The organism is Streptomyces akebiae, from assembly GCF_019599145.1.
GTDB classification, from domain to species: domain Bacteria; phylum Actinomycetota; class Actinomycetes; order Streptomycetales; family Streptomycetaceae; genus Streptomyces; species Streptomyces akebiae.
Genome location: NZ_CP080647.1, coordinates 1,422,519 through 1,443,960, shown reverse-complemented (window position 1 = coordinate 1,443,960; position 21,442 = coordinate 1,422,519). Strand labels below are relative to the sequence as shown.

Below are 21,442 nucleotides of genomic sequence, written 5' to 3'. Positions count from 1 at the left end.
TGTGCCGCCGTCATCTGCCGGGCCCATCCGGTACCGGTGTCGTTCCCATCCACTGTGTCCCGTCCTGGGCCGGGCGCGCGACCAACTCCATCCCTCACAGCTCCGAATGCGGTGATTGCCCTTTGAACGCGTCAGCCCACCTCAGCGATGACGAGACGCGCTTGCTCGATCCGAAACAAGCCGGACAGGCCAGCCGGGTACACCGCGGTCTGCAGGAAGCGATCACCGAGGGAGTGATCCCGCCCGGCGTCCTCCTGGTGTCGACAGATCTGGCGAGCGGCTACAAAGTCGACCTCCACGTCGTGGCAGTTGCCCTGCGCGGTCTGGCTCACAACGGCCTGGTCTACCTGCACCACCGAGGCGCAAAGGTGGCGGACGCCCCAAGTACTCCTCCGATTCCGCACCGGAGCCCCCGCCAGGCCCGCAGTCACATCGAGCTCACGATCCGTCGGCGTCTCGCGACGAGGATCTATCAGCCCGGGAGCATGCTCCCTCGCCAGAGGGTGCTCGCGAAGGAGTTCGGTGTATCCGCTGCTGCCTACCGTCGCGCCATCCAAGCGCTGGTCGACGAAGGCTTCCTGATCCCGTCCGTGAACCCCAGGGGCACACGGGTCGGCGATCGCCTTCCACGCGTTGAGACCGTGCCCGGCTGACTCCGCGCGGGCGGGAGGCCACCACGCCGACTGCCTCCCGGCCACGCACGGTGCACTCCGGCTCCGCCAGCCCCTACCGAACAGCCTGTCCTGTCTTCCATCAGGGGCGCGACAGGCGCCCGCCTCCGTTCGTCCTTGACCCCGAAGGATTCCCATGCCGATAGCCCGGCCGTCCTCCCTCGTCCCGTCGAAAGCGTCCTACGGCGAACGGGTCGTTCGACTGGTGCAGTCGAACATCAAGAACGATGCCGGCCCCGAGGAAGAACCAGGCGTCCTTCCCCTCCTGTGGCATCAGAACTACGGGGAGCGGCTGGCTCCGCTGGAGGCTGACTGGCTGGGGCTGGCGGAGCTGACGTACTCGCAGGCCAGGCCCGATGCGAGCGCCGAGGTCAAGGAGGCCGCCGAACGGCGGTGGCGGGCTCTGCAGGAGACGGTAGGGATGCGCGGCTTCCGCGCCCGTATGGGCCAGGGCCGCAACCCGACGGGGCTCCTGGTGAGGGAGTCCACGTTCGCCGTCGGTCTTCAACACCATCACCCGAAGGTGTTCCGGACGCCTCCCACCAATGTGCAGCTGACGCTTCCGGAAGTTCCTGAAGTGCCCATCGTGACGGCCGAGTTCCACAGTGCGTTCTGCTCGCCGCTCGGCCGGGCGGCCGAGGCGTACGAGCTGTCGGCCATGGTGGACAAGGTCAAGGCCCAGCATGGTACCGACCCCGAGCGCTCCCGGGCGGCCTGCTGGCTGTTCGGCGACACGAACGAATACCCGGTGCCCGTCGGCGAGTCGGTACCGGAGATCGACTGGACCACGGTCACGGACCTCGTGCACCGTCGCCACCGTGCCCTCAAGCAGGCGGACGGATCATGGCGGAGCTGCACGATGCTGGACGACCTGATGCTGGACTGCAACATGCACGACCCGGCCCGGTTCGCCGCGCGCCGCCTCGGCCAATCGGGCGCCCTGGCTCCAACGGCGGGGTTCGCTGCCGTCGGCCAGGGCGGCGAGTCACGGACCGACCGCGGCTATATGGATCCATGGACCGTCCAGGCCGTGCTGGGCGTCACCGTTCTGGACATGACCGGCTTGAGCGATCACCACGCCCTGGTCGTCGACCTCTCCTATCGCGGGCTCGTCGAAGCTCTGCGACGGGCATTCGCTCCGCTGCCTGCCTGGGACTTGGTCGCTTGACCTCGAAGGGGGTCCATCTCGCGCAGGGGCACCGCCACGCGGCTGTTGCCCCGGTGCCGGTCCCTGTTCCGGAGGAGGGGTGTCGTAGGCCCAGGCGCGGGCCAGCTCAACCACGGCAATCCCTCCAGAGGGTGACGACCCCCTGTGCGAGTGAATCGAACGTCGCATCACGGCCACGTCACCCAGTTCCCCCAAGGGCGGTCCGAACGTCGTCGAACTTTCGACCGACTCATCGCTCCCCGTCAGCCGTAACTGCTTCTCCAGCAGGGAAGTTGACAAGTCGCCCCATCCACCCAGGTCTTCACAGGAGGAATCCATGAATCCCGCCCTTGCTCTCCCCCTCGCTCCTCCTGCTCTCGAACAGCGGGGCCCGGCCGCCTCGCCCCACCACGCCCGGACTGGGCGCGGTGTTGACGCCGTACACACGTGCGCGGCGGATATCTCAGACCTGGATCCGAGGTGGGGGGCATGAGCGGCGCCCAACCCCACGGTGACCGCGGGATCGTCGAGCGGCGGGCGGACGACGCTGGCCCGGCTGGAGGTGCGGACGGCGTGTGCGATCCGTATCTGAGTCCGGCGAACGTGATGGTGCTGGTGGTGCGCGACGACGGGCGCATCCTGGCCGTGCGGCACAACGAAAAGTCAAGGACCAGCGCGAACCAAGTCACCGTGGTCGGCGGGAAGTTGGAGGCCGGCGAGTTCCTCGACGAGGGGGCGCTGCGCGAACTCACCGAGGAGACCGGTGTCCACGTCGCACCCGACGACCTGGAGTTCTGCCAGCTGGTGCACTACCTGGACACGGACGGGGTGCGGGTGATCGGAGCCGTGTTCACCGCGCAACGGTGGCAGGGCGTCCCGGTCAACGCCGAGCCCCACAAGCACGACGGGATCCTGTGGATCGACCCCGGGAATCCGCCTCGCGACTGCCACCCCTACACCCGGGAGGTCCTGGAGAGTTTCACCGCTGGCCGGCTGTTCACCACCATCACCGTCTCGGCGGACGGGGGCGCGGCATGACGCCTGCTCCGAAACCCGCCCCAGGTCCGGCTCGCGCCCCGGCTCCCTCGCAGGCTGACGCCCCGGCTCTGTGGCGCCACCGCGCCTATCTGCTCTACGTGGCGGGTGAGGCGACGAGCGTGGCCGGATCGTCGGTGAGCAGCGTGGCCGTGCCCTTCCTGGCCGTGGTCGAGCTGAACGCCTCCACTGCCGAGGTGGCCGCGCTCGTGTTCCTGACACAGGTGCCCAGCCTGCTGTTCGCGCTGCCCGCCGGGGCGCTGGCCGACCGTCATCCCAAACGCCCGCTCATGATCGGCGGGGATCTGGTCTGTTTGATCACCCTGCTCAGCTTGCCGCTCGCCGCCGCGTTGGAAGCGCTCACCTTCCAGCAGCTGATGGTGGTCGCCCTCGTCCAGGCCAGTGCCGGGGTCGTGCACGATGCCGCCGCCATCGCCTATCTCCCCACCCTGCTGGACCGTTCCCTGCTGCAGAAGGGCAACAGCCGGATCGGCGCCTTGTTCTCCGTGTCCGCCACGGCGGGCAGCAGTCTCGGCGCGGTCCTGGTCTCCGTCCTGGGGGCGAGCCGTGCGCTCATCGCGGACGCCTTCTCGTACGCCGTCAGCGCCTGGTGCACGACCCGTATCCGCGTCACCGAGTCCACGCCCCCGGCCAGGGCCCGCGGAGCGCGGCTGCGCACGGACATCGCGGAAGGCATGCGGTACGTCTTCCGCGACACCACCCTGCGCACGCTCACGCTCACCAACTCGACCACGAGCTTTGCCCTGGGCGTGCTGAACACCGTGTGGGCGCTGTACCTGCTTGTTCCCGCTTAACGACGGTGTTGCTTACCGTCTGATACCCCGCCTGACCTGCTCGTTTGGTTGTTGCACTCAGCCGGGTTGCATTGGTACTCATCGGCCATGCACCAATCGACGTACTCATCAGCAGGCTGGGAGTCCTGGGGACTTGCGTTCAGGCCGGCGATCCCGGAGGGGATGCCGTTGCTGTTTGACGACGACCTTCTCTTCGAAGACAGCAACGGCGTCCGTCCCACCACCGTGATCAACTGCTGGGCCTGCGAGCTACCGGCGAATGGATGCCCATCGCCAAATTCGTGGCCCTACTACGTGCGTACGGTGCGTGAGTGGCTGGAGTTCATATCCGGGCACGGGGTCGCGCTGTTCGACACGCGGCGTCGTCTGAAGGCAGCGTTGGGCGCGTACTCCGTCTATCGAGCCCAGGGGCCCATCAAGCACCGCTTCGAGGCGTCCACGTGGAACCAGAACATGGGGATTCTGGCGGGGTTCTACAAGTGGGCGAAGGACGAGGAGTACGCAGACTCCGAGCCATTCACGTACCGGCAGGCGGTCTGGGCCTTCAAGGGGCAAGTCCGTCGCGGACGGGTCAACCAGTCACGGCGGCGCCAGGCCAAGCCTCACGTGACGATCAAGTATCTCGACGACGACTTCACGGACATGTTCCTGAAGGGGTTGGCGGGCCTGAGCCCCGACGGGGAGCGGGATCTGCGTTACTGCGGACGGGAGTTGGCCCGGAACTCGGCGGTCGGCCGAATGATCGTCTCCAGCGGGCTACGCAGCCAGGAGTACACGTACCTGCTGGTCTGCGAGGTGCCCGTACTTCCCTCGCGACGGACCGCGGTGCCGGTGTCGTTCCCGGTCCCTTCCGGAGTCACCAAGGGGAGCAAGTACCGCGAGTCATGGATCGACTACGACTCGCTTGCCGAGCTGCATTCCTACATCGCTCTCGACCGGGCAGCAGCGACCTTCGGATCGTCGTGGCGTCCGCCGGCCCGCTGGGGAGAGCCGCTGTTCGTGACGGACGCCGACCAGCGGGGCGGTCGTGTCAACGGGGTTCGTGTGCAGTGGAGTTCTCTCGTCCCTGACGAGCGGCGGCGTCTGGTCGCCCCGGAGGGGGGTTCGATGCTGCTGTCGGTGTGGGGCCAGGGGCGCCCGTTCACCGGATGGTCCACGGTCTTCGCCAGGACCTCTGACCGCATCCGCGAGCGTTACGAGCCGCGTTTCCCGCACGTAAATCCGCACCGGCTGCGTCACACCATGGCCATGGCGACCATGGCGCGGCTGATGCGGGGCTGGTACGAGCAGGCTGCTCGACAGGTCCGCGACACCGACGACGATGCCGCCTTGGCGCACTACCTACGGACCCAAGAACCGCTGCTGATTCTGCGCGATCTGCTCGGACATACCAGTTCACTGACCACGGAAGCGTACCTCCACCGTCTGGACGTGCTTCGCCTGTTCACGTCCCTGTATCGGCGGGTCGGCAAGGAGTACGGGCTGCTGGCCGAGGACGTCGAGCTGGAGCTCGAGACTGAGTTCGACGACGAACCGGCGGTGGTCTGATGCCGGCCACCGTCACCCTTGACCCGCTAGGTGTGCACTGCATCTTCAGCGACGGGTCGGAGTACCGCCGTCGCCTGCGTGTGCGGCGACCAGTGGAGCTCCCGGGGCTGGCACGCACTCTGCTGGAAGGCGCTACGGATCTTGTCCATCCGCACGGGCAGGTCGACAGCGCGGGAGGCTTCGACCTCTACCTCACGGCCGTCCGTGGCTTCAGCGACTGGCTGGTCGAGTCCGGGTTCTCCGGCGAGGCATCCGATCTGACGCGCGCGCTCCTCGCCCGGTACTGGCGGCAAGGTGTGCGATCCTCCCAGGAGAGCGCACTGCGGGCGATGTTGCGCTGCGCGGATGACCAGGATCAGATTCTGGCGCCGGACGTGCGCGCGTTCGTCGATGGCCGGCTGTTCAACACGGGCGAGCGGTACGGCTCGCACCAGCCGTACAGCGAGGCCGAATGGGCCCGGCTCATCCGTACCTGCCGGGACGAGGTCGATGGCGCCTTCCGCGCGTTCTGCGCGGCCCGTGATCACGCTTCGTCAGCTGACGGGCCGGGGGCTGCGCTCCGTGAGCGCACCGCCCATCACTGGCTGGTGCTTCACAACGGGCCCGACCCGCTCGTCAACGAGATGGCAGACCGCGGCTCGTTCCCCTTCCGGCAGAGATACGGGGTCGGTCTTCGCGCGGTGCTGGATCCGCTGATCCCGACCCTGGATGTGATCATCGCCTATCAGCTGCTGTTCGGCGCCTACACCGGGATCGTGCCGGACGGGATCGCGGATCTGGGACTCGACGACATCGAGTGGGCGGGTGACGAGAAGATCCTCCTCAGCTACGTCAAGGGCCGCACGGCGGCGGAGAGTCTTGCTCTGTCACGTCAGGCCACTCGCCTGCTGGAACAGTGGCTCGATCACTCTGCGGTGGCCCGCCGCTTCGCGCCCGAGGAACTACGCCCCGAGCTCTGGGTGCGTTTCACGCCGAGTGGCACATGGGCGGGAGAGCGATGGCTGGCCAAGCCGGCCACGCGCCTGTCCATATGCGCCTGGGTGGAGCGGCGCCAAGCCGCCGACGAGGTCGGGCGCCCCACGCAGATGACTGGTGACGACGGTCGCCCCCTGTTCCTTCACCGGCACCGCATCCGCACTACCCACGACGCGCTGAAAGACCGGTCACACTGGCGCGGTAGCCGCCGGTCCACGCTGGATCCAAACCGGTCCCCCGGCGTCGAGGGGGACCACTACCTGACGAACACGACGCCGGCTCAGCGCGAGGCGGCGGAAGACATCATCGCCCAGGCGCAGGAGGACCTCGTTCGCCGGGCGCTGCCGCCCTTGGTGCTGGCCACCGCTGAAATGGCCGACCTAGTGGAGAACTATCCCGAGCACATGAAGCGGCTCGGCCTGGACGACGACGCCTTGGCGCAGCTTTTATCCGGGGAACGCGACGTATTCACCGCGGCATGTGGAGATCAACTGTCGGGACTCCACGGGCCGAAGGGCAAGCCTTGTCCGGCCCGCCCGTGGGTGTGCCTGCTGTGCCCGCTGGCCTTGTTCGCCCCACGCCATCTGCCGAACTTGCTGCGGCTCCGGGCGTTCTTCTCCCGTCAGTGGCAGCAGATGACCACTGCCGAGTTCATCCCTGTCTTCGGCCCGTACGCCCACCGTCTCGACGAGATCCTGACCCCCGACCGGTACTTCTCCGAGCACGCGCTGCGGACTGCAGCTGCCGAGGTCACCGACTCCCATGCCGAGCTTCCCCTGCGCCCCGAGGAGCACACCGTATGACCACCCCGCACCCGCCCACGGGCCTCGCGGCTGCCTTTTCGCGTTCCGTCTTTCGAGGTGAAGACGTGTGTGCTGCGGCCGGTCTGCCGGTCCACGGCGCGGGCCCGCATCCTCACTTCGACGACGCAATCTGGGACTTCACCGGTGTCATCGGACTGCCCCATTACCTTGCGCGCTATGCGCGGATCTTGTCCTTCACCGAGATCCTCAATCCCCAGTGGAGGGAACTCGCAAAGGAGTTCATCTTCGCCCGCCTCGCACCGGACCACCCCGCGGTGCGGGAACTTGCCCACGCCTACCGAACGCCCGTGCAGGTAGCCACGGTGCACGGGCGGCTGACCGTGCTGACCGGCTGGCTGAACTGGCTCACCGAACAGGGCGTGGACAATCTCGGGGAGGTAACCCAGCAGCACTGCGCCGCCTACCTGGAGCTCCGCAAGAAGGTACGGGACAAGCACGGCGTCGTGATCCGCGACAGCAGCCCTGGCTACCGCATGGACGTAGTGGCGGTCATCCAGGAGCTGGGCTATTACAGGGAATTGTTCTCAGCCGACGGCTACATTCCGGATTTCCGTCCGTGGGGGCGACGCACGGCGTACTCCGTCGCCGGGATGGTCCGTCGGACGGGCAACACGACACCTCCGCTGAGCAACGACGTCTTCCAACCGCTCGTCGCTGCGGCCCTGTACGTGGTGGAGGTGCTGGCGCCGCACGTCAGGGAGCTGCAGCAACAGTTGCAGGAGATGGTGCCGAACCGGCCGGGCCGCAACAACCGGAAGCGTCCGGACTGGAGGGTCGAGGTCGTGCAGGCCATCGACCGCCACATACAGGAGGCTGATCCGTTCGATGTCGCCCTCGATCACGTCGTAACCGAGCGGCTGGCAGACGGCTGGGATCCGGACGATCCGCTGCTACGGGTGAACCTGATCTCCCTCGCCCACGAGACCGGACGGCACGCCTTCCACTACACGTGGCTGCCCACCCTGCGCGGCCACCTGGAGAAGGCCGTCAGGGAAGTCGGCCTGTCCAAACGCTGGGGCCGGACGGCCGCCCTGGTGGAGCGCGCGGACGGACGGGGCAGTGTCCCCTGGACCCTGCCGATGAACACCACCGAGGCCCGACTGCAGCTCTCCCGGGCCCGCACAGCCTGCCTCATCGCGCTCGCCGCACTGACCGGAATGCGGAAGAGCGAACTGGCTGAGCTGACCCACGACTGCCGCCTGCCTCCCGAACAGCTCGGCGAGGGCCGCCTCCGCTACCGCCTGAAGGGCAAGGTCATCAAGGGCCGGAAGCTGGGTGGTGAACACGATCAGTGGGTGACCATCAAGCAGGCGTACGACACCGCCGACGTAGCCGCCTCGCTCACTGACCCGGTGAAGAACGACGGTCACCTGTTCAAGTCGCTCTCTTTCTTCACCCCGTACGAATGGTTCCTGACCTGGGTCAATGGGCCAGAGGGCCGTCGGCTTGGGCTGGCGCCGATCCCCGAGGTGCCGGTCAGTCTGCGGATGCTACGGAGAACCCTCGCGGTGGAAATGGCGCACCGGCCCGGTGGTCTGCTGGCCGCCAAGATCCATCTCAAGCACATTTCCGTGGTCACCACGGAGGGCTATGCGGACCGCCCCGGTGGGGCCCAGTCGGTGCTGATGGCCGAGTTCGGCCAAGAGGAGCGAGAGCACAAGATGCGCGTCGCCCTCGACGCTTTCCACGACTACCAGAACGGTATCCGCCCTGCGGGGCCCGGCGCCAGCGACCTCCTGGACTTCTTCGCGTTCGTCGACGACCAGCTGGATTCCTCCGGGGCGCCGAACATCAAGCGCAGCGACCAGGAGGTGACGAACCTGCTCGCCAAGCGGGCCAAGTCCCTGCACCTGGGGCCGGCGAACTACTGCTGGTTCCTCGATCCGTCCAAGGCGCTGTGCCTCAAGCTCGCAGGGGCCCACGCCCGCGGGGCAACAGAGCCCTTGATCGGCATGTGCGATTCAGCGCGGTGCCCCCAGGCCACCCACCATGCCGGGCACCGCCCGGTATGGGCGACCAGCGCCGAGAGCAAGAAGGTCTTCATCGCCACCATCGGACGCGCTCAGCGGACGGAGAAGGCCCGGCTGAGTACGGAACTCGCACGCGATGAACGGGTGCTGGCCGAGATCGACGCCCACTCCGGAACGGGGGCATGACGTGGCCCGCATCAGCGACGAGACCCGGCGGGACAACAAGACGGCCATTCGGCACGTCATGGAACGGCTCCTTGCCGGCGACGTTCCTCCGGGCGCCAAATGCGACATCAAGACCCTCGCAGCACAGGCTGGGGTCGCCCGCACCGGTTTCTATCCCAAGAAGAACCGCGACGGCTCGCCGCGGCCTGGCCCCTACCAACGCCTGGCGGAGGAGTTCGAGCGCCGGTTGACCGAGCTTCGGGAAACGGGCGTGATTCCGGACCCGCGGGCGGCACAGATCAAGCGCCTCAAGGAACAGGTCTCCGGGCTGAAGGAACGCCTCGCCGCGCGTGACGTGCAGATCGATGGGCTCACTGACTTCAGGGAGCGGGCTCTGTCGCAGATCGCCGCCCAGAGGATGGAGATCGAGCGGCTTCGCGATGTCTTGGCCTCGCCGTCGAACGTGCGGGCTCTGCCGATCGCAGCCACCCGATCTCCTGGCTAGCTTCCTTCGTCGCGCACCAGACTTGTCGCCGCAGCCCGCCCAACGGCAGCAGCCCCTCTACGCGACACGTCAGCTTCGTGGATGTGTCTCGTACATCCGCAGCGCCACTACCAGGCCGGAGGCGGCGGTGAGGGCGGCGATGGCCCAGATGGCTGTGGTCAGGCTGTAGGCGTCGGCGAGGGCTCCGGCGAGGAGGGCGCCGACGGCGAAGCCGCCGTCACGCCAGAGGCGGTAGACGCCGACGGCGCGGGCGCGCCAGGCGGGGTGGGCGACGTCGCCGATGACGGCGAGCAGGGTCGGGTAGACAAGAGCGGTGCCGAGACCGAGGAGGATCTGGGCGGTGGCCCAGACGCCGAAGGTGGTACCGGCGGCGACGAGAGCGATGGCGGCGGCCTGGAGCAGCATTCCGGCGGTGATGAGGTGTTTGCGGCCGATGCGGTCGGACCACCAGCCGGTGAGCATCTGCCCGGCGCCCCAGACGGCTGGGTAGAGGGCGGCGAGGAGGCCGATCTGGGCGATGGACAGGCCGTGGGCGGCGAAGAGGAGGGGGAAGATGCCCCAGGCCAGGGCGTCGTTGAGGTTGTTGACCATGCCGGCCTGGCTGGCGGCGGACAGGGCCTTGTCGCGAAGGCTGGTGAGGCGGGCGATCTGGCCGGTGGTCAGTTCCGCGTCGTGCTCGCTGCCTGCAGGGGTGACGTGGCGGGCGGCTTCGAAGCGGGCGTGGTCGCGGGTCTCGCGGACCGCGAAGGTGGACAGGCCCAGGGCCAGTACGACGTAGGCGGCGCCGAGCAGGAATGGCTCGGGGCGCAGTCCGGCGTGTTCGGCGATGGCGCCGGTGGCCATGGCGGTGGCGGCGACGGCGACGTATCCGGCGGCCTCGTTGAAGCCCATGGCCAGGCCGCGGCGCTCCGGGCCGGCCAGGTCGATCTTCATGATGACGGTGGTGGACCAGGTCAGGCCCTGGTTCATGCCGAGCAGGATGTTGGCGGCGATGATCCAGCCCCACGACGGGCCCCAGGCGAGCATGGCGGGCACGGGCAGGGCGATGAGCCATCCGGCGATCAGGACGGGTTTGCGGCCGTAGCGGTCGGACCAGGTGCCGGCGAAGAAGTTGGTGACGGCTTTGGTGGCGCCGAACGCCAGGATGTAGGTCATGGCCGCGGTGTAGGCGGACAGGTGGAAGACGTCGTCGGCCAGGAGCGGCAGGACGGTGCGTTCCTGGCCGAGCATGCCGCCGACCAGGGCGTTGACCACGACGAGCAGGCTGAACTGGGCGAGGTTGGCCTGTAGTCCGAGACGTATTGCAGGGCTGGTCTCGCTCGTGGTGTGGGTGGTCACGCGGTCTCCTCCAGGGGACGGCCGGTGGCCTTGGACCAGTCGGCCGGTCCGCCGTCGAGGACGGCGAGATCCTTGTGGCCGGTGCGCTGCAGGAGGCTGGCGGCGGTCATGGCACGTTCACCGTGGCCGCAGGCCACGACGGGGCGCCGAGGTGCCTCGCCGCTGCGCTCGGTGAGGTCGCCGAGTTCGATGTGGACCGCGCCGGGGATATGGCCGGCGATGTGCTCGGCTCGCTGGCGGATGTCGAGGACGGGGCGCCCGGCGATCCGGTCGGCGGTGAGGAGCTCGATACGTTCCTGCTCTCCGCTGTCTGCAGTCCAGGCGTCCATACCGCCGTCGAGGTGTCCTGCCAGCCGCTCGTAGCCGATCTTCAGGGCCTGCCAGGTGAGTTCGGCGAGGTCCTGATCGGGGTTGGCGACGAACACGAGTGGGGTGTCGTCGGGCAGCAGCCAGCCCAGCCAGGTGGCGAACTGGTCCCGCAGCGGGATGGAGACGGCGCCGGGGATGTGCCCTGCGGCGAAGTCCGCCACGGGGCGTACGTCGATGATCTGGGCGCCCTCCCCTATCAGGTGGGGCACCTGGTCCAGGGAGAGCGCGGGCAGAGTCGGGGCCGAGCGGAGGACGGCGGGCCCGCGCCGGTTCGCCTCGCCCAGGCGGTCGAAGTACGCGGGGTAGGAGCCGAGACTGCCGAGCAACTTCCGTACGAAGGTGTCCTGGTCCGGTGCGGCGAGCAGCGGGTTGGCCCGCTTCTGCGCGGCGATGGTCGTAGTGCGCTCGGCACCCGGCGGCGCGGAGCAGAACGAGCCCGCGCCGTGCGTCGGCCACACGGCCGTCGCGTCCGGCAATTCGGCCAGGCGCCGCAGCGAGCGGTACTGGGCACGGGCCAGCTCCTCCGCGCGGTCGGCGCCGAGCAGGTCGGTACGGGCGGCAGAGCCGACGATCAGGGAACCGCCGGTGAAGACTCCGAGCTCGCGGGTGCCGTCCAGGAGCAGGAAGGACAGGTGCTCGTCGGTGTGGCCGGGGGTGGCCAGCGCGCGCAAGGTAAGGCCGCCGAGATCTGTCTCGTCGCCGTCGGCGAGCGCGGTGTGCTCGAAGGCCCGGTTCCCGGCGGCGGAGGCGAGTACGGCCGCGCCGTCGTCGTGCGCGAGCTGCACCGCACCGGACAGGAAGTCGGCGTGCAGGTGGGTGTCGGCGGCGAAGGCGACCGTGAGGCTGCGTCGGTCGGCAGCGGCACGCAGGGCACGCAGATCGCGGCTCGCATCGACGGCCAGGGCCCGTCCGTCGCCGAGGTCGACGAGGTAGGCGCTGTTGCCCAGCCCCTCATCGACCAGCGGTATCAAGTGATCGTCGGCGAAGCCCATCGGATCCTCCAGGTTCACGGAGAGGTGCAGGTCGCTTCAGCGCCCACCCTTAGCTACAATATTCCATGGAATGATGGAGGATGTCATGGGAGACCCCCAGCGCAAAGCGGCGCTGTACGAAGCCTTCGCCCGCACCGGCAAGGCACTGAGCAGTGGAAAGCGCCTGGAACTGCTCGATCTGCTGGCGCAGGGCGAGCGCACCGTCGATGCGCTCGCCAAAGCGGCGGGGCTGAACCTGACCACTGCCTCCGCCCACCTGCAGACCCTCAAGCAGGCCGGACTCGTAGCCACACGCCGCGACGGCGTACGCATCCACTACCGGCTGGCCGGCGACGATGTCGCCGCCCTCTATGCCCTGCTGCGCCAGGTCGCCCAGACGCATCAGGCCGACGTCGAGCCCGCCCGCACTGCCTACCTCGGCACGGACGATGCCGAGGAGGTCGACCGCGAGGAGCTCCTGGCCCGCGCCCGGGTGGGGGGCATCGTCGTCCTCGATGTCCGCCCGGCCGAGGAGTACGCCGCCGGGCACATCCCCGGCGCGATCTCCATCCCCGTCGACGAACTCGCCGAGCGCGTCGCGGAGCTGCCGGATGATGCCGAGGTGGTCGCATACTGCCGCGGCGCCTACTGCGTCCTCGCCTACGACGCCGTACGCCTGCTGCACGCCCGTGGCCGCAAAGCGGTCCGGCTGACCGACGGGATGCTGGAGTGGCGGCTGGCCGAGCTGCCCGTGGACAAGGTGGCCGCCGCGTGATCCCCGCGCTCGACGGCAGCCCCCTCTATCTGGACTACAACTCCACCACCCCGGTCGACCCGCGGGTCACCGAGGCGATGCGCCCGTATCTGGTCGACTGGTTCGGCAACCCCTCCAGCAGCCACGCCTACGGCGCCGAGCCCAAGCGGGCCCTCGCCCGCGCCCGCGGCCAGGTCTCCGATCTCATCGGCGCCGACGCCGCAGAGATCGTCTTCACCGGCTCCGGATCCGAGGCCGACAACCTCGCCCTGCGTGGCGCCGTACTCGCCGCCGAGACCGACCGCCCGCATGTGATCACCCAGGTCACCGAGCACCCCGGCATTCTGGAAACCTGCCACGCCCTGGAGCGGCTCCATGGCGCAGAGGTGACGTACCTGCCCGTCGACGGTGACGGTCTCCTCGACCCGGCGGCGCTGGCCGCCGCACTCACCGAGCGCACCGTCCTTGTCTCGGTCATGGCTGCCAACAACGAGACCGGCGTCCTCCAGCCCATCGCCGAACTGGCCCGCATCACCCACGCCCACAGCGCGCTCTTCCACTGCGACGCCGCCCAGGCCGCCGGAAAGATCCCCCTGGACGTAAGGGACTTGGGCGTCGACCTCATGACGATCGTCGGCCACAAGATGTACGCCCCGAAGGGCATCGCCGCCCTGTACGTCCGCGCAGGTGCCGCCCTCGAACCGCTGATCTACGGCGGCGGCCAGGAACGCGGCCTGCGCTCCGGCACCGAGAACGTCGCCCTCACCGTCGGCCTGGGCGCCGCCGCCCAACTCGCCGCGGAGGAGCTGGCCGACGGTGGCGTACAGCGCATCACCGCACTGCGCGACCGCCTCCACACCGGCCTGACCACCCGGCTCCCCGGCCGTATCCATCTGAACGGCCCCGCCGAACCGCGCCTGCCCAACACGCTCAACATCAGCATCGACGGCATCCGCGGCCACGAACTCCTCGACGCCGTCCCCGAAATCGCCGCCTCCACCGGCTCGGCCTGCCACAGCGGCGACCACCGGCCCTCCCCGGTCCTCAGCGCCATGGGCCTGCCCGAGACCCGCAGTCTTGCCGCTCTCCGCCTGTCCCTCGGCCGCTGGACCACCGCCGACGACATCGACCGGACCGTCGAACTGCTTGCGCGGGCAGCAAACTGATGGCCAAGGAGACGGCCGGCAAAGAGCACGGAGAGCAAGCTGCCTCGCCGCCGGTGGAGCGTCACCTGGAGCCTGCCGCGATGACGACGGCTCCCGTTCCGGCGGCGGACATCACCGTCGACGGCACGGGCTTGCTGTGCGTGACACTCCTGCTCCGGCTGCGTGACCACATCCAGGATGCACAGGCCGGCACGATCGTTCACGTCATCGCCACCGACCCGGCGGCCCCGCTCGACCTGCCCTCCTGGTGCCACATGACCGGCCACGCCTACCTTGGCCCCACCCCGGGCCACGACCAGCCGGTGTACGCACTGCAACTGGCCGCCGACGCCCGCCCAACCCGCGCCGACGCACCGTGGCACCCGGCAGCAAAGGGCCACTGACCCGGCCGCGGTAGGGCCCGCACGAATCGACCTTGACCTTCGAGTCGGGTCGAAGGTTTACCGTCGGGGTGTGAGCACGATGCGGATCTCCCAGCTTGCCGAGCACTGCGGTGTCCCGGCCACCACACTGCGGTTTTACGAGAGTGCCGGTCTACTGCCCGCCGACCGGAGTCCGGCCGGCTACCGCCTCTACGGGGAAGACGCCGTCGAGCGCCTGGCGTTCATCGGCGCGGCCAAGCACCTGGGGCTGCCGCTGGAGGAAGTCTCCCAATTGCTGGCCGTGTGGGAGTCGGGGGCATGCGCGGATGTGAAGGCCAACCTTCGACCCCGCGTCGAGGCCCGGATTGCCGACGCCGAAGTCCGCGCCGCAGAGCTGGCCTCGTTCACCGCCACCCTGCACCAGGCGCTGGACCACCTCGATGCCCTGCCCGACCGGCCGGGCCGCTGCGACCCCGAGTGCGGCTTCCTCACCCCCGCGGCACACGACGCGCGCCCCGTCGATGTGCCGCTGTTGCCCAGCAGCCAGGCCGCCGAGGCCGACACCGAGCGGTGGAGGACCGCACCGGTGGCCTGCTCCCTGAGTGCCGACGGCATCGGCGAGCGCACCACCCAGTGGCAGCAGCTCACCGAGGGCGCCGTGCGCAAGGCCATCCCGGACGGCCTGCGCCTGTCTCTGCCCGCCAACCTGGCCGGGGACGTGGCCGCACTCGCCGCCGCCGAGCAGCAGTGCTGCCCGTTCTTCGACTTCCGCCTCCACCTCGACGGCCGACTGCTGCACCTGGAAGTACGCGCGCCCGCCGACGGGTCCGGCCTGCTCGCCGACCTGTTCGGCCCCATCGACTGACCAACCCACCCCGTCGTTCCTCACCCTTTCCGTTTTCTGTCAGAGAGATCCTGCCGCCGTGCTCATCGCCCGCTCCGTTGCCCTGTTCGTCGTCGCCGCCCTCTTCGAGATCGGAGGCGCGTGGCTGGTCTGGCAGGGCATCCGCGAGCACAAGGGCTGGATCTGGATCGGCGCCGGTGTCATCGCCCTCGGCCTGTACGGGGTCGTGGCCACCAGGCAGCACGACGACAACTTCGGACGCATCCTCGCCGCATACGGCGGGATCTTCGTCGCCGGATCGATCGCCTGGGGCATGGTCGCCGACGGCTACCGGCCCGACCGCTTCGACGTCATCGGCGCCCTCGTCTGCCTCTCCGGGATGGCCGTCATCATGTACGCCCCGCGCGGCCACTGACTGAGTCGGCAAGCAGGTCGCTTGCCCCTGCGTCGGGCAGCTGCGGCCATGGGGTTCAGTCGCCGGCCGGGCGTGCGGCCTCGATGACTCCGTGGATGGCCTGACTGATCCGGTCCGCCGCAGCTTCCGGGTCCGGCTGTCCGGCGTCCAGCCAGCCGATGACGGCTTCGATGGTGAATGCGGGAATCACCCGCGCCGCCCAGCCCAGCCAGGGTCCGGCGGGCAGGAGTGCGGCAAGGTTACGCTGGGCGATCTCGGTCGAAGCCGCTGTCAGAGTGTCGATGAGGTCGCGGAACTCCGGCTCCCGGGCGGCATGACGGAACAGCAGCCGGAAGGCGTCGGGGTCGGCCGCCGCGGCACGGACCAGGGCGGGCACCGAGTTCTCGTCGAAGTTGCCGCTGCCCACGTTTCCCGCGAGCCGGGCGCAGGCTCGGTCCAGGACCGCTCGGTACATGCCGGCTTTCGACTCGAAGTGCCGGTAGAGCATCACCCGGGTGATGCCCGCCTCGGCGGCGACGTCATCAAGGCCAGTGCCAGCAAAGCCAGCGCGTGCGAACGCCCGGGTGGCGGCATCCAAGATCTGCTCACGTCGTTCGGCGCGCCGCATCCGCTTCACCGGCTCGACGCCATCGGAGTCTGCTCGCTCTGCCGCCACCCGATCCTCCTCTTGTTTACACATGAGTATACAAGTACGTTTGTTTACATCGGAGTGTACAAACTCGCGTCTACTCAGGAGCTGCCGTGACTCCCCAGCTGCCCTTCGAACAGACCGGCCCCTTGCAGGTCCCGCCGCTGCTGCGTGAGCTGCAGGCCCAGGGCCCCGTCCACAAGATCCGCACCCGCGTTGGCGACGATGCCTGGCTCGTCACCGGATACGACGAGGTGCGCCAACTCCTCGACGACAGCCGACTCGGCCGTTCCCACCCGTGCCCGGAAACCGCCGCCCGCTCCAACGAGTCGGCCCTCTTCGGCGGCCCGCTGGGCAACTACGCGACCGAGAAGACCGACCACGTCCGTATGCGCTCCCTGCTCCAACCGCACTTCACGCCAGGGCGCATGCGCGCCTTCCGTCCTCGCGTGGAAGTCCTCACCGCCGAGCTTCTCGACCAACTGACGCACCAGGACCAGCCGGCCGACCTCAACACAGCCCTCGCGCTGCCGCTGCCGATCCTGGTCATCTGCGAGCTGCTCGGCGTGCCGTACGAAGCCCGCGTCCGGTTTCGCACCTGGACACAGGCCGCCGCCGACGTGCTCGACCGGCAACGCTCCGAGCAGGGGCTGGGCGAACTGTTCCAGTACGGAAAGGAGCTCGTGACCCACAAGCGCCGTGAGCCCGGTGACGACGTGATCTCACGTCTGTGCGCGACCGACGGGGTCGGTGACGACGAGATCGCCATGCTCGCGATGGCCCTGCTGTTCGCCGGCCACGAGACCACCGTCGTCCAGATCTGCCTCGGCGCACTGCTGCTGCTCTCCCACCCGGACCAGTGGCAGGCCACGGCAGAATCCCCCGACCGGATCGCGAATGCCGTCGAGGAAGTCCTGCGAGCCCCGGGCAAAGGCAGCGGAGGCATACCCCGCTACGCCCGCACCGACTTCGACGTCGGCGGCGTCACTATCCAGGCCGGGGACCTGGTCATGCTGGACAACGGTGCCGCCAACCACGACCCCGCCGTCTTCCCCGACCCCGACCGCTTCGACATCACGCGCCGCGCCGCCTCCCACCTCACGTTCGGACACGGCGCGCACTACTGCATCGGCGCACCCCTGGCCCGCATCGAACTGCAGGTCGCCCTCGTGCAGCTCGTCCGGCGCTTCCCCACGATGCGGCTCGCCGTCCCGATCGAGGAACTGACCGTCCGCAGCGAGGTGCTGACGGGCGGCCTCGTCAGCCTCCCCGTGGTCTGGTGATCGACATTAACCGCCCTCCGAGATTCATGAATGGCTTGACCCGGGAACCCGTACCTGTGCCCCTGTCAGAGTGCGGCCGCAGTACGCGTTGGGACGCTTCTACGCCATGGGTGCGGATCTGCGCGTACAGCGGGTTCGTCTGCGTGGACTCACGTGATGTGGCGCTTGCGGCTACGGAATTGGACGCAGCCCGTTCAGGGTGACCCCGACGAGCCGGCGGACAGCGGCCACTGAGGGAAGGCCCGCTGCGGCAGTCAGCGCGTGGAGGCAGTACTGGGCGAGCTCGGCTGGTGGGATGTCACCGCGCAGGTCGCCGCTGTCGGCGCCTTCGGCGATGAGGGCCTGGACCATGTGTGCCAGGTGGTGCTCGGCGTGGGAGACGTGCTCGCCCTGGTGGAGAAGAGTGGCGAGTTCGCCGCCGTGGCGCTGGCGTGCGATGTCCGCATACGCCTCCAGGACGGCTTGGAGGCGCTCGGCAGGGGTGCCCGGTTGTCCGGCAACCTCGGCCATCTGGTGCAGGTGGCCTGTGACTTGGCGCTCGTGCCAGGCCAGGAGGACGGCTTCGACGTCGGAGAAGTACTTGTAGAGGGTGGCGCGGCCGATGCCGGTTTTCTCGGCGATCTGCGACATGGTCACCGATCGCAGCCCGCCGGCTTTCACCAGCTCCGTGGTGGTGTTCAAGATGGCCTCGCGCACGGCGTGGCGGTGGGCGTCGATGGTCTCGTTCCACAGCTTCGGCACCCCTCAAGGATACAGACGTCTACCCTGGATACACTCCGCCGGGAGAGAGACACTGTGTATTGAAAAAGATTGGCGCGGTCGGTCTGCGCCCGACTCCTGGAGGACGCCATGGCTGACTTGCCTTCCCGCCCCGACGCGCCTGATGATCACCGGGCGCCGCGCTGGGTGAAGATCTCCGCAGCAGTGGTGGTCGCCCTGATTGTGGTGTTCGTGATCGTGCACCTGGCCGGGGGCGGCATGGTCGGGCACGCCCCGTGAGCCCGTTTCCCGCGCGGCTGCGCAAGGCGACGCTGACCGCGCACGTCACTGCTTCCCTGGGCTGGCTGGGCGCGGTCGCGGCCTTCCTCGCACTGGCCGTCGCCGGTCTGGTCAGCGATGCTCCTCAGACGGTCCGGTCGTCGTATGTGGCGATGGAGCTGGTGGGATGGTTCGTGATCGTGCCGTTGGCCGGCGCATCGTTGGTGACCGGCGTGGTGCAGTCGCTGGGGACGGTGTGGGGGCTGCTGCGGCACTACTGGGTGATCGCGAAGTTGTTGATCACCGTGGTCGCCACCGTGGTGCTGCTCGTTCACATGCAGCCGGTCGGGCACCTCGCCGACGCGGCGGCCCGGGCCGCGCTGGCGGACGGTGAGCTGGAGGGCATGCGCATCCAGTTGATCGCTGACGCGGCCGCCGCCCTCGTGGTGCTGCTGGCGGCCGCCTCTCTGTCGGTGTTCAAGCCCCGCGGCGTAACCGCCCTCGGACGCCGCCGGCAGCGCGACCAGACCCGCTGACAAGGCAGGGCGCCCTGTTGGTTACGGCGTCTTGGAGGGGGCATCATCGCAACCCCGGGTGGAACCGTGAAGGTCGAGCGGGAGCACAGGCCATGGCATACACGTATCCGATGGACCGGCAGGCGGTACACGAGGACTACGAGCGGGCCCGGCAGGCGTTCCATCGTCTCCTGGACACGGCTTCGAAGGCCGACCTTGCCCGGGCCACCGAAGTCACCCGGTGGACGAACGAGCAGCTGCTGTGGCACATGCTTTTCGGCTACATGATCGTCCTGCGGCTGCTGGTCCTTGTGCGCGTCTTCGGGCGGCTTCCCCGCAGTGTCGGGAAGGTGTTCGCCAGGCTGCTGGACGTGGCGACGGTCCCGTTCGACCTGATCAACTACGCCGGTCCCGTGGGGGCGGTGAAGTTCTACGGGCCGCGCCGCATGGCCGCCAGATTCGACCGGGTCACTGCCTGCCTGGAGCGCAGGCTCGCCGCGGAATCCGAGGCTGAACTCCAGCGCGGCATGCACTACCCCGTGCGCTGGGACCCGTTCTTCGAGGACTTCATGACGCTCGCCGACATCTACCGCTACCCGAACGAGCACTTCGACTTCCACCACGCCCAGCTCACCCTGGATGGCGAGAGCTGACACCGCCGGCCGACGCGCCCGGGCTGTTTCGGGGTGGGGTGAGGATCGTGCAGATTTCGTCCCGGCTGCACGAGGCGGGGTCGGTCGCGGCGGCCCGCCGGGCCAGACCGCGCAGTGCGTCGCGGGTTGCGGCCAGCTCGGCCAGGCGCCGCTCGATGTCGTCGAGGCGCTGCTCGATCAGCCCGGTGACGTGTGCGCACGGCGCCTGGCCGCTGTCGCGGAGCGCGAGGACCGAGCGGATCTCGGCCAGGGTCAGGCCGGCGCCCTGGGCGTCGCGGATGAAGCCGAGCCGGACCGCGGCCTGCTCGCCGTAGTCGCGGTAGCCGCCTGCGGTACGCGGCGGCGCGGGAAGCAGACCGCTCTGCTCGTAAAAGCGGATGGTCTTGGTGGACAGCCCGCTCGTGGCGGCGAGATCGCCGATGCGCATGAGTCCAGGCTACGCCTTGACCTTCCAGCGCACTGGAAGGTCTAACGTCGCAGGCGTACGGGGGTGAACCGGGAGGAGATGGCGGCGATGCGGATTACGGTGCTGACGGTCGCGGGGTGCCCGAACGCGGAGCCTGCGGCCGAGCGGGTCAGGGCCGCGCTGGCCGGCCGGGCGGCCGAGGTGGAACTGGTCGAGGTGCACGACCAGGCGCAGGCCGCCGAGTACGGAATGAGCGGCTCGCCTACGATCCTGCTCGACGGCGTCGATCCGTTCACCGCCGCCGGGACGGCGCCGAGCATCTCGTGCCGCCTGTACCGGGACGCGGACGGCACGGTCTCGGGCGTGCCGAGCCAGGCCGCCCTTCGCCAGGCGCTCACCGCCGCGGGCCTGCCTCAGCCCGCCGCCGTGCCGGCCGACTGCTGTGGCAGCGATGCGCTGGACGTGGTCGGACGGGCCGGCCGGGGGCGCCGAGCCCCCGCCGAGCGGGGGCTGAGGGCGGTGCACCAGGCCGTGCTGCGGCACTTCGCCGCCACCGGCACCGCGCCGGAGCCGGGCGTCCTGGAACCGGCCGTCGCCCAGGCGGGCCGCACGGCCGGTGAGGTGCTGGAAGAGCTGGCCCGCGAGGATTTCCTGACGCTGGACGCAGAGGGCCGGATCCGCGCCGCCTACCCGTTCTCCGCCGCGGCGACGCGTCACCGCGTGTCGATCACCGGCGGCGCCGAAGTGTGGTCGATGTGTGCGATCGACGCGCTTGGCATCCCGGTGATGCTCGGCCAGGACGTCGTGATCACCTCCGCCGATCCGGTAACCGATGAGCCGGTCACCGTCACTACCAGCGGCCAGAGCGCAGTGTGGGAGCCGGCGGGCGCGGTGGTGTTCGTCGGGCAGCGCCCCGGCGGCGGGCCCGCGGCCACGGCCTGCTGCGACGCGCTGAACTTCTTCACCGGCGACGTCACCGCCCATGCCTGGGCGAAGCAGCACCCCGAAGTGCCCGGACAGGTCATCGTCCAGGCCCGCGCCCGGGAGATCGCGGCACAGACCTTCGGCCACTTGCTCGCCGACTGATTGTTCCGCCCGCGAACCA

23 protein-coding genes are annotated in these 21,442 nt (G+C 69.1%); 18 read left to right on the top strand and 5 right to left on the bottom strand.

The window, feature by feature from the left end; genetic code table 11:
• Positions 1 to 122: 122 nt before the first annotated feature.
• The 8 genes from K1J60_RS06365 to K1J60_RS06330 all read left to right on the top strand — a co-directional run bounded on the left by K1J60_RS06365 (position 123) and on the right by K1J60_RS06330 (position 9,655).
• Entirely contained in the window at positions 123 to 653 is a 531-nt protein-coding gene (locus K1J60_RS06365) for a GntR family transcriptional regulator (RefSeq protein WP_220645310.1), read from the top strand.
• Between the two features lie 154 nt (positions 654 to 807).
• On the top strand, positions 808 to 1,839 hold the full coding sequence (locus K1J60_RS06360; RefSeq protein WP_220645309.1) for an endonuclease/exonuclease/phosphatase family protein: 1,032 nt from the start codon (positions 808 to 810) through the stop codon (positions 1,837 to 1,839).
• 468 nt (positions 1,840 to 2,307) lie between these two features.
• A complete protein-coding gene (locus tag K1J60_RS06355; protein WP_259407584.1) occupies positions 2,308 to 2,856 on the top strand; it encodes an NUDIX domain-containing protein in 549 nt (182 codons plus the stop codon).
• On the top strand, positions 2,853 to 3,668 hold the full coding sequence (locus K1J60_RS06350; protein WP_259407583.1) for an MFS transporter: 816 nt from the start codon (positions 2,853 to 2,855) through the stop codon (positions 3,666 to 3,668). Before K1J60_RS06355 ends, K1J60_RS06350 begins: the two co-directional genes overlap by 4 nt.
• A gap of 162 nt (positions 3,669 to 3,830) precedes the next feature.
• Positions 3,831 to 5,216, top strand: a complete 1,386-nt coding sequence (locus K1J60_RS06345) for a site-specific integrase (protein WP_220651306.1) — start codon at positions 3,831 to 3,833, stop codon at positions 5,214 to 5,216.
• Positions 5,216 to 6,994, top strand: coding sequence for a hypothetical protein (locus tag K1J60_RS06340; protein ID WP_220645308.1), 1,779 nt, complete (start codon positions 5,216 to 5,218; stop codon positions 6,992 to 6,994). The genes K1J60_RS06345 and K1J60_RS06340 overlap by 1 nt, the downstream gene beginning before the upstream one ends.
• Before the next feature lie 65 nt (positions 6,995 to 7,059).
• Complete coding sequence (locus tag K1J60_RS06335; protein ID WP_259407581.1) at positions 7,060 to 9,171, top strand: site-specific integrase; 2,112 nt, start codon at positions 7,060 to 7,062, stop codon at positions 9,169 to 9,171.
• Position 9,172: 1 nt separating this feature from the next.
• A complete protein-coding gene (locus tag K1J60_RS06330) occupies positions 9,173 to 9,655 on the top strand; it encodes a hypothetical protein (protein WP_220645306.1) in 483 nt (160 codons plus the stop codon).
• Positions 9,656 to 9,724: 69 nt separating this feature from the next.
• Here K1J60_RS06330 and K1J60_RS06325 read toward each other — a convergent pair whose 3' ends face one another.
• Positions 9,725 to 10,993: an MFS transporter gene (locus K1J60_RS06325; protein ID WP_220645305.1), complete on the bottom strand. Its 1,269-nt coding sequence runs from the start codon at positions 10,991 to 10,993 to the stop codon at positions 9,725 to 9,727.
• Entirely contained in the window at positions 10,990 to 12,372 is a 1,383-nt protein-coding gene (locus K1J60_RS06320) for an MBL fold metallo-hydrolase (RefSeq protein WP_259407580.1), read from the bottom strand. Before K1J60_RS06320 ends, K1J60_RS06325 begins: the two co-directional genes overlap by 4 nt.
• 67 nt (positions 12,373 to 12,439) lie before the next feature.
• Between K1J60_RS06320 and K1J60_RS06315 the strand changes: the two genes are divergently transcribed.
• The 5 genes from K1J60_RS06315 to K1J60_RS06295 all read left to right on the top strand — a co-directional run bounded on the left by K1J60_RS06315 (position 12,440) and on the right by K1J60_RS06295 (position 15,874).
• Complete coding sequence (locus tag K1J60_RS06315) at positions 12,440 to 13,108, top strand: ArsR/SmtB family transcription factor (protein WP_259407579.1); 669 nt, start codon at positions 12,440 to 12,442, stop codon at positions 13,106 to 13,108.
• On the top strand, positions 13,105 to 14,253 hold the full coding sequence (locus tag K1J60_RS06310; protein ID WP_220645303.1) for a cysteine desulfurase family protein: 1,149 nt from the start codon (positions 13,105 to 13,107) through the stop codon (positions 14,251 to 14,253). Before K1J60_RS06315 ends, K1J60_RS06310 begins: the two co-directional genes overlap by 4 nt.
• A gap of 80 nt (positions 14,254 to 14,333) precedes the next feature.
• Complete coding sequence (locus K1J60_RS06305) at positions 14,334 to 14,636, top strand: sulfurtransferase TusA family protein (RefSeq protein WP_220645302.1); 303 nt, start codon at positions 14,334 to 14,336, stop codon at positions 14,634 to 14,636.
• A gap of 79 nt (positions 14,637 to 14,715) precedes the next feature.
• The gene (locus K1J60_RS06300) at positions 14,716 to 15,480 is read left to right on the top strand and encodes a MerR family transcriptional regulator (protein WP_220651304.1); all 765 of its coding nucleotides are present in this window, start codon (positions 14,716 to 14,718) and stop codon (positions 15,478 to 15,480) included.
• Positions 15,481 to 15,538: 58 nt separating this feature from the next.
• Positions 15,539 to 15,874 carry a YnfA family protein gene (locus K1J60_RS06295; RefSeq protein ID WP_220645301.1) on the top strand — a complete coding sequence of 112 codons (336 nt, stop codon included), beginning with the start codon at positions 15,539 to 15,541 and terminating at the stop codon, positions 15,872 to 15,874.
• Between the two features lie 55 nt (positions 15,875 to 15,929).
• On the opposite strand, the gene K1J60_RS06290 is transcribed toward K1J60_RS06295, so the two are convergent.
• A complete protein-coding gene (locus K1J60_RS06290; protein WP_220645300.1) occupies positions 15,930 to 16,529 on the bottom strand; it encodes a TetR/AcrR family transcriptional regulator in 600 nt (199 codons plus the stop codon).
• 86 nt (positions 16,530 to 16,615) lie between these two features.
• Between K1J60_RS06290 and K1J60_RS06285 the strand changes: the two genes are divergently transcribed.
• Positions 16,616 to 17,785 carry a cytochrome P450 gene (locus K1J60_RS06285; RefSeq protein WP_220645299.1) on the top strand — a complete coding sequence of 390 codons (1,170 nt, stop codon included), beginning with the start codon at positions 16,616 to 16,618 and terminating at the stop codon, positions 17,783 to 17,785.
• Between the two features lie 171 nt (positions 17,786 to 17,956).
• On the opposite strand, the gene K1J60_RS06280 is transcribed toward K1J60_RS06285, so the two are convergent.
• Positions 17,957 to 18,526 (bottom strand): TetR/AcrR family transcriptional regulator, encoded by a 570-nt coding sequence (locus tag K1J60_RS06280; protein WP_220645298.1) that lies wholly within the window; start codon positions 18,524 to 18,526, stop codon positions 17,957 to 17,959.
• Between the two features lie 108 nt (positions 18,527 to 18,634).
• Here K1J60_RS06280 and K1J60_RS06275 point away from each other — a divergent pair, with 108 nt between their 5' ends.
• From K1J60_RS06275 to K1J60_RS06265, 3 genes are all read left to right on the top strand, one after another.
• Positions 18,635 to 18,784, top strand: a complete 150-nt coding sequence (locus K1J60_RS06275; RefSeq protein ID WP_220645297.1) for a hypothetical protein — start codon at positions 18,635 to 18,637, stop codon at positions 18,782 to 18,784.
• Positions 18,781 to 19,299 carry a hypothetical protein gene (locus tag K1J60_RS06270; RefSeq protein ID WP_220645296.1) on the top strand — a complete coding sequence of 173 codons (519 nt, stop codon included), beginning with the start codon at positions 18,781 to 18,783 and terminating at the stop codon, positions 19,297 to 19,299. Before K1J60_RS06275 ends, K1J60_RS06270 begins: the two co-directional genes overlap by 4 nt.
• A gap of 92 nt (positions 19,300 to 19,391) precedes the next feature.
• A complete protein-coding gene (locus K1J60_RS06265; RefSeq protein WP_220645295.1) occupies positions 19,392 to 19,931 on the top strand; it encodes a DinB family protein in 540 nt (179 codons plus the stop codon).
• Here K1J60_RS06265 and K1J60_RS06260 read toward each other — a convergent pair.
• On the bottom strand, positions 19,909 to 20,358 hold the full coding sequence (locus tag K1J60_RS06260) for a heavy metal-responsive transcriptional regulator (RefSeq protein ID WP_220645294.1): 450 nt from the start codon (positions 20,356 to 20,358) through the stop codon (positions 19,909 to 19,911). The genes K1J60_RS06265 and K1J60_RS06260 overlap by 23 nt on opposite strands.
• Before the next feature lie 87 nt (positions 20,359 to 20,445).
• Between K1J60_RS06260 and merB the strand changes: the two genes are divergently transcribed.
• Complete coding sequence (gene merB, locus K1J60_RS06255) at positions 20,446 to 21,423, top strand: organomercurial lyase (RefSeq protein ID WP_220645293.1); 978 nt, start codon at positions 20,446 to 20,448, stop codon at positions 21,421 to 21,423.
• Positions 21,424 to 21,442 lie beyond the last annotated feature (19 nt).